Source organism: Rhizobacter sp. P2_H2, from assembly GCF_056403375.1.
This window is the reverse complement of the sequence record NZ_JBFUFP010000202.1, coordinates 1-7005: the sequence shown is the minus strand read 5'-3', so window position 1 is coordinate 7005 and position 7005 is coordinate 1. Positions and strand designations below refer to the sequence as shown.

Sequence of the window (7005 nt, the reverse complement as noted above, 5' to 3'; positions counted from 1 at the left end):
CGGTGAAGGCGATGTAGCCGTAGACGCAGACGCCGATCAGCAGCACGCTCGGCGACAGCACCGCCTTCGCGATCAACGGAGCTTTCATCGAGGGATCAGTTGTCGACCGCGGCGACCATTTCCTTGACGGCGGCCTTGCTGTCGATCTGGCCGTTGAAGTGGCGCGTGATCACGTCGTAGAACGCGTTCTTGATGCCGGCCGGCACCGCGTGGCCGTGCGCCATCGAGCCGACCAGCGCGCCCTTGCCGCTGGCCTCGGCCAGGTCCTTGATGCCCTTCTTGCCGCAGTCGTCGAACGCCGCGTCGGACACGTCGGTGCGCGCCGGCACCGAGCCCTTGACGACGTTGAAGGCCGACTGGAACGCCGGGTCCATCACCGCGCTGGCCATCTTGGCCTGCGCCGCGGCCTTGTCGCCGCCGACCTTGAACATCGCGAACTGGTCGGAGTTGAACGACACCATGCCCTGGGTGCCGGGGAAGCGCATGCAGATGAAGTCGACGCCCGGCTTCTTCTTCGCCGCGACGAACTCGCCCTTGGCCCAGTCGCCCATCATCTGGAAGCCGGCCTTGCCGCTGATGACCATCGCCGACGCGAGGTTCCAGTCGCGGTTGGAGAAGTCCTTGTCGACCAGCTTGCGCAGCTGGCCCATGCGATCGAAGGCCTTCAGCATCGTCGGCGAGCCGAGGGCGGCCTTGTCCTTCTGGATGAAGACCTTCTTGTAGAAGTCGATGCCGCCGGTGCTCAGCACGACGCTGTCGAACAGCGTCGCGTCCTGCCACGGCTGGCCGCCGTGCGCCAGCGCGACGAAGCCGGCCTTCTGCACCTTCTCGGCGGCGGCGATGAACTCGTCGAAGCTGGTCGGCATCGTCGTGACGCCGGCCTTGTCCAGCACCGACTTGTTGGCCCAGACCCAGTTGGTCGAGTGCACGTTGACGGGGGCTGCGATCCACTTGCCGTCGTACTTCGAGAACGCCTGCAGCGCGCCCGGCACGACCTTGTCCCAGCCTTCCTTCGCGGCGACCGCGTTCAGGTCGGCCAGCACGCCTTGCTTGGCCCAGTCCTGGATGTCGAAGCCGAGCAGCTGCACGGCGGTCGGCGGGTTGCCGGCGGTCACGCGGGCGCGCACGGCCGTCATCGCGGCCTCGCCGCCGCCGCCGGCCACCGGCATGTCGTTCCACTTGACGCCCTGCTTCTCGAGGTTGCCCTTCAGCACGTTCAGCGCCGCGGCCTCGCCGCCGGAGGTCCACCAGTGCAGCACCTCCACGCTTTGCTGCGCGGACGCGAGGCCCGAGAACGCGAGCGCGCATGCGGCCGCGACGAATGTCTTCAGAGGGTGACGTGTCATTCGCTTGTCTCCTGCTTGTAGGGGTGTGACGTCGAGGTCACGCCGGTCAGGATAGGCCGCCACGCCGAACGTTCTGACGGGGGATTCCCGCGCAAGAGTCAGCGCAGATCGCGAAACAAGCCCTGTTTAGCGAGGTGAACAGGAGCTGTCGCGAACGACGAGTTCGACCGGCTGAACGATGTCCTGCGGCATGTCGTCCCCCCGCATCACCATCTCGACGCCGGTGCGGCCGAGCGCCTCCTTGTCGACGCGCATCGTCGTCAGCCCCATCGTGCCGTAGCCGGCGGCGGCGATGTCGTCGAAGCCGACGAAGGCGATGTCCTGCGGCACGCGCAGCCCGGCCGCCTGGCAGACGCGGATCGCGGCCAGCGCGGCCATGTCGTTGTAGGCGAACACGGCATCGGGGCGCGGGCGCAGCTTCAGCAGCTCGCGCATCGCGGCCTCGGCGCCGGCCGACGTGTCCAGGCCGGGCGGGGCGACCACTTCGAGATCGGGGTCGGCCAGCACGCCGGCCTCGAACAATGCGCGCCGGTAGCCGCGCTCGCGCTCGCGGATGCTGAAGTGCGCCAGCGAGCCGGCGAGGTAGGCGATGCGCCGGTAGCCCTGCGCCAGCAGGTGCTGCGTCGCGAGGTAGCCGCCCTGCGCGTTGTCGGGGTTCACCGCGCGGCAGCCCGGCATCCAGAAATCGACCAGCGCGAGCGGCAGGTCCATCGCGCGCAGCAGGTCGACCACCTCGGCCTCGAAGTAGCCGGCGGCCATCAGCGCGTCGGGCTCGTGCAGGCGCAGCAGCTGGCGCACCGGGTCGGCCGGGCCGGCGCTGAGCACGGTGGGCACCACGCCGAACTCGCGGCAGGCCTCTTCGACGCCATGCATCACCTGCGAGAAGAACGGGTTCAGCGAGAAGCTGCTGTGGTGGCGGTGCACCATGAAGAGCAGCCGCCGCGCCTTGGCCGAGCGCAGCCGGCCGGGGTCGTAGCCGAGGTTGCGGGCGACCTCGCGCACCTGGCGGCGCGTCTCGTCGGAGAGGCCGCGCTGGTTCTTCAGCGCGCGCGAGACGGTGCCGATCGAGACGCCGGCCGCCTCGGCGATGTCGCGGATGGTCACGCCATCGGAGTTCATGGGTTCAGCGGCCGGGCCGACAGGCGATGGCGGATCACGCACGGCTCGTCGGGGTGCAGCGCGATGCCGTCGCGCGCCGCGAGCGGGTGATCGGCCGGCGGGCGCCCGATGCGGCCCAGGTCCCAGGCGCCGTTCACCGGCTCGACGCCGAGCGCGAGGTGCCGGCCGTTCCACGGCGGCGCGAGCCGGCCCCGGTGGCTCACCCACAGCATCAGGTCGGGCAGCAGCGCGCGGTCCCAATCGAGCGTCAGCGACCAGCCGGCGTCGAGGTAGCGGGCGCTTACCGGGCCGACGATGTCCATCAGCTGCAGCAGGTCCTCGCCATCGGCCGGCTGCGGGAAATGGGCGARGTCGCCCGTGGGGCCACTCGTCGAACCGTCGGCCAGTGGTACTGCGCCCAGCTGCTCGAAGCGTGCGCCGGGCGCGAGCCGCGAGCGGCCCGGCTCGGTCGGCACCGGGTAGGCGAAGCCCGGGCCGTCGTGATGCAGGTCGAGCGCCACGCAGCCGAGGTCGAGCCGCAGCGTCGGGTGCAGCGCGACCGGCAGGCGGCACGGCTTGCGGGCGTCGATCTGCAGCGTGATCTCGAGCGCAGGTGCATCGGCCACCGCGCGCACGGTGCGGGTCAGGCGCTGCACCGGGTGCCCGGGCGGCATCTGGATGTGCAGCGCGAGCGACAGCGCATCCGAGGCCAGCCACTGCCAGCGGTGGTGCGACGCGTAGCCGTGCGCCCAGTCGTCGGCGGGCTGGCGGGCCTGCCAGGTGCCCGGCAGTCCGTCGGGCCGATCGCAGCGCCCGAACGGCACGCACGGCCACTCGCCGCGCAAGCGGCCCAGCAGGCCGGGCCATTGCTGGTGGGCCTGTGGATCGTCAGCCCACGGCGCCACGTGCAGCGGCGAGAAATCCGCCCGCCCAGCGGCCCGGAAGCGCACCGGCGCCAGCATGCCGCCGAAGGCATGCAACTCCGCATCGCCATGCGCCCAGCGCAGCCGGCGGGCAGCGTCTTCGGTGGGGGGAGAGGAGGGCGTTGAGGCCACGATCGGGCCAGTGTAGAAACCCGTCGCTGTTTAGTAAACGCCTAAAGCCCGGGCAGGGTGTTCCTGGGGGCGGGCGGGAACCAGTCGTCGAGGTGCTGCAGCGCGTCGGCGAGCGAGGCCAGTTGTTGCAGCGAGCTCGCCGCGTCGGGCGTCTTCAGGTCGGGCACGGTCACCACCTGCAGGCCGGCGGCGCGTGCGGCGGCGCTGCCGTGGTCGCTGTCCTCGAAGGCGAGCGAGGTGCGCGGGTCGAGGCCGGCGCGTTGGGCGGCCAGCAGGTAGACGGCCGGGTCGGGCTTGCCGCGCGGCACTTCATCGCCGCCGGCCACCGCGCGGAAGAAGCCGTCGATGCCGGCCACCGCGAGGCGGCGCCGCACTTCGGCCACGTGCGTCGACGAGGCCACCGCGCACGGCACGCCGCGCTGCTGCAGTGCCTGCAGCAGCACCATCGCGCCGGGCTTCAACGCGAACACGGTGCCGGCCTCGGGCGCGAGCCGCCGTGCCGCATCGCGCTGCACGCGTTCGTAGTCGTGGGTGCTGCCGAGCAACGCGGTGAGCCGCGCGGTCGATTCGGCATGGGCCAGCCCGATCACGCCGATGTAGTCGGTCTCGTGCAGCAGCACGTCGAGCGCGCGCGCCGACGCGAGCCACGCCTGCATGATGGTGCGTTCGGAATCGAGCAGCAGCCCGTCCATGTCGAAGATGGCGGCGGTGAACATGGGCAGCGATTGTCGACGCGGCTGCCACGTGTCTGCATGTAAATCCGCGACGAATCGGCAGCGCGCCTGTCGTCGGATACTCTGCGCGGCGCGTTGACCGACGCATGCGAGGCCGCACCGGCCCCGCGACGAATCCCAACCAGGATGGACTCCCCATGAAAGCAGTCTTGAAGATCGCACTGGCCTTGTGTGCCGCGATCGGCGCCAGTGCCGCATCGGCCGAGGCCACCTTCTACGAACACGACAACTTCGGCGGCCGCAGCTTCGCCGCCCGCGACGCGTTGTCCGATTTCCGCAGCTTCGGCTTCAACGACCGCGCCTCGTCGATCGTCGTGCGCGGCGAGCCCTGKGAGGTGTGCGAGCACATCGAGTTCGGCGGACAGTGCTTCATCCTGCGCCCCGGCAGCTACCCGTCGCTCGGCTCGATGCGGATGAACGACAGGCTGTCGTCGGCCCGGCCGGTCGATCGCGACCGCCGCCATGACGAAGGCCGCTACGCACCGCAGCCGATGGACGGGCAGATCACCTTCTTCGAGCGCGAGGGCTTCCAGGGCCGCGCGTTCAGCACCGAGCGCGACGTCGTCAACTTCGACCGCTTCGGCTTCAACGACCGCGCGTCGTCGGTGATCGTGCTCGGCGAGCGCTGGGAGGCCTGCGAACACGCCGACTTCAGCGGGCGCTGCGTGATCCTGCGCCCGGGCCGCTACCCCGACCTGCGCTCGATGGGCCTGAACGACCGGCTGTCGTCGGTGCGCGCGCTGCACCCCGCGGCCCGCTATGACGAAGGCCGTTACGCGCCGCCGCCGGCACCGGTCTACGACTGGCGCCGCCGCCCGCAGGAGCGCATCTTCGAGGCGCCGGTGACGGCGGTGCATGCGATCTACGCCGCACCCGCGCAGCGCTGCTGGGTCGAGCGCGAGCAGGTGGTGAAGAACGAGCGCGGCGACCCGAACGTCGGCGGGGCGGTGATCGGCGGGATCGTCGGCGGCATCCTCGGCCACCAGGTCGGCAGCGGTTCGGGCCGTGACATCGCGACCGTCGGCGGCGCGGTGGCCGGTGCGGTGATCGGCGCCAATGTCGGCCGCGACGGCCGCACCGTCTCCACGCAGGACGTGCAGCGCTGCGCCGCCGTGCCGGCGCAGGGCCGCCCCGAGTACTGGGACGTGGCCTACCAGTTCCGCGGCATCGAGCACCACGTGCAGATGACCGCGCCGCCGGGGCGCACCGTGGTCGTCAACGAGAACGGCGAACCGCGTCTCTGAGCGCGTTTCTGATCGCATCCCTGAGCCGGTAATGGCTGCTTACACGATGGACGCGCTGCGCGCGTGCCCATCGTGGCGCGGCATGCGATCCATCGCACACCGGGGGTGATCACGCACGAATCGTCAGATCTGCTGCGGCAGACCGGTTCACCTGGCAGCCTGATTTCGACGACGCCGGCAGTGCGATCCAGGTGGTGCAGCCGAGCTTCAGCTGGAATGGCGGGGAGCGGGGCGCCACGATCAATGCGCTGGGGGTGCTGAAAAACACCGCCATGGCCTGTGCTGATAACCTCGTGGTCGAGGTCCGCTTCTTCGACGAGCAGAAGAACGTGGTCGACGTGATCACGAGCCCGCTGGAAGGCGTCGTCGAGCCGGCCTCGAAGGAGGTCGCGTTTCGCGTCCAGGGCGCGGCGGCGCAACCGAAGGCGACCTATGCATCGATGAGCGCGCGTGTCGTGTCGGCCGAGCAGCGTTATTCGCGCGGCAGCGTGACGCCGGCGCCCACCTGGCAATCGCAGGTGCTCGGCTTTCTCGCGAGCTGGGGACCGATGCTGCTGCTGATCGGCGTGTGGCTGTGGGTCATGCGCCGCTTCTACGGCAAGAAGTCGCCGCAGTACCGCAATCTGGAAATGTGGGAGCAGCAGATCGAGTTGTTGCGGCAGGAGGTGGCGACGATGCAGCAGCTGGCCGAATCGGTGCGCAAGCTGGCCGAGTGCTGACCGCAGGCTGCTCAGCCTGATTTGCGGGGCCGGGCGCGCGTGGCCGGTGCGCCGGCCGCGCCGTGAAAGCAGAAGTCCACCAGCGGTTCGATCAGCGCCGACGCATCCACCTTGCGTCCGCGCCGCACGTCGCCCGGCGCCCGTGCCGCCTGCGCCGCCATGCCCAGCGGGTGCAGCAGCGATTCGGTGATGCTGCCGAACACGCAGGCCGCCGCCACGCGCGTGTCGGCCACTCGCAACTCGCCGCTCGCCCGGCCCTGGTCCAGGATCTTCTGGAACAGCGCGATGAACTCGGCATGGAACTGCAGCCGCAGTTGTTCCACCTCGTTGTCGGTCGGCTCCAGCACCAGCGCGTACGACAGCCGCCCGCCGTTCAGCGCGCGCTGCGCGAAGCTGCCGATGGCCGCCGCGAGCCGCTCGCGCGCCGTGCCCGGCTGCGCGGCGATGGCCGTCGTGACCGCCAGCTCCTTGCCCGCCTGCGCCCGGTACAGCTCCAGCAGCAGCTGCGTCTTCGACGGGAAATGCAGGTACAGCGCCCCGGTCGACAAGCCCGCCAGCGCCGCGACGGCCGACATCTGCACGTCGCGCCAGCCGCCCTGCGACAGCAGCGTCAGGCCGGCTTCGACGAAGCGGTCGCGCGCCTCGGCACGCTTGCTCTCGACGTAGGGGGTGCGTTGATACGCCATGCGGGTTGATCAAGTGGATCGGGTCGCCTAAGCTATGAATCCGGATTCATCTGATGAACCGGGATTCGATCTTTCACCGGCGCCGCGCTGCTGTCAATGAGTTCCGTCCCGTCCCCCGCCACG

The 7005-nt window shown here is 70.3% G+C and carries 7 protein-coding genes; 2 read left to right on the top strand and 5 right to left on the bottom strand.

Translation table 11 applies throughout. The features are described from left to right. Positions 1–95: 95 nt before the first annotated feature. The 4 genes from AC1D15_RS13175 to AC1D15_RS13160 form a co-directional block, all read right to left on the bottom strand. On the bottom strand, positions 96–1346 hold the full coding sequence (locus AC1D15_RS13175) for an ABC transporter substrate-binding protein (RefSeq protein WP_465115031.1): 1251 nt from the start codon (positions 1344–1346) through the stop codon (positions 96–98). A 126-nt stretch (positions 1347–1472) separates the two neighbouring features. Beyond that, positions 1473–2465 carry a LacI family DNA-binding transcriptional regulator gene (locus tag AC1D15_RS13170; RefSeq protein WP_047503284.1) on the bottom strand — a complete coding sequence of 331 codons (993 nt, stop codon included), beginning with the start codon at positions 2463–2465 and terminating at the stop codon, positions 1473–1475. Beyond that, positions 2462–3499 (bottom strand): hypothetical protein, encoded by a 1038-nt coding sequence (locus AC1D15_RS13165; RefSeq protein WP_477826329.1) that lies wholly within the window; start codon positions 3497–3499, stop codon positions 2462–2464. The genes AC1D15_RS13170 and AC1D15_RS13165 overlap by 4 nt, the downstream gene beginning before the upstream one ends. 41 nt (positions 3500–3540) lie before the next feature. Beyond that, entirely contained in the window at positions 3541–4215 is a 675-nt protein-coding gene (locus AC1D15_RS13160; RefSeq protein ID WP_477826328.1) for an HAD family hydrolase, read from the bottom strand. 155 nt (positions 4216–4370) lie between these two features. On the opposite strand from AC1D15_RS13160, the gene AC1D15_RS13155 reads away from it, so the two are divergent. Both AC1D15_RS13155 and AC1D15_RS13150 read left to right on the top strand, forming a co-directional pair. After that, positions 4371–5477 carry a beta/gamma crystallin-related protein gene (locus tag AC1D15_RS13155; protein ID WP_477826327.1) on the top strand — a complete coding sequence of 369 codons (1107 nt, stop codon included), beginning with the start codon at positions 4371–4373 and terminating at the stop codon, positions 5475–5477. 272 nt (positions 5478–5749) lie between these two features. Further along, positions 5750–6196 carry a hypothetical protein gene (locus tag AC1D15_RS13150; RefSeq protein ID WP_477826326.1) on the top strand — a complete coding sequence of 149 codons (447 nt, stop codon included), beginning with the start codon at positions 5750–5752 and terminating at the stop codon, positions 6194–6196. Positions 6197–6207: 11 nt separating this feature from the next. Here AC1D15_RS13150 and AC1D15_RS13145 read toward each other — a convergent pair whose 3' ends face one another. Then, positions 6208–6882 carry a TetR/AcrR family transcriptional regulator gene (locus AC1D15_RS13145; protein ID WP_477826325.1) on the bottom strand — a complete coding sequence of 225 codons (675 nt, stop codon included), beginning with the start codon at positions 6880–6882 and terminating at the stop codon, positions 6208–6210. Between the last annotated feature and the right edge of the window lie 123 nt (positions 6883–7005).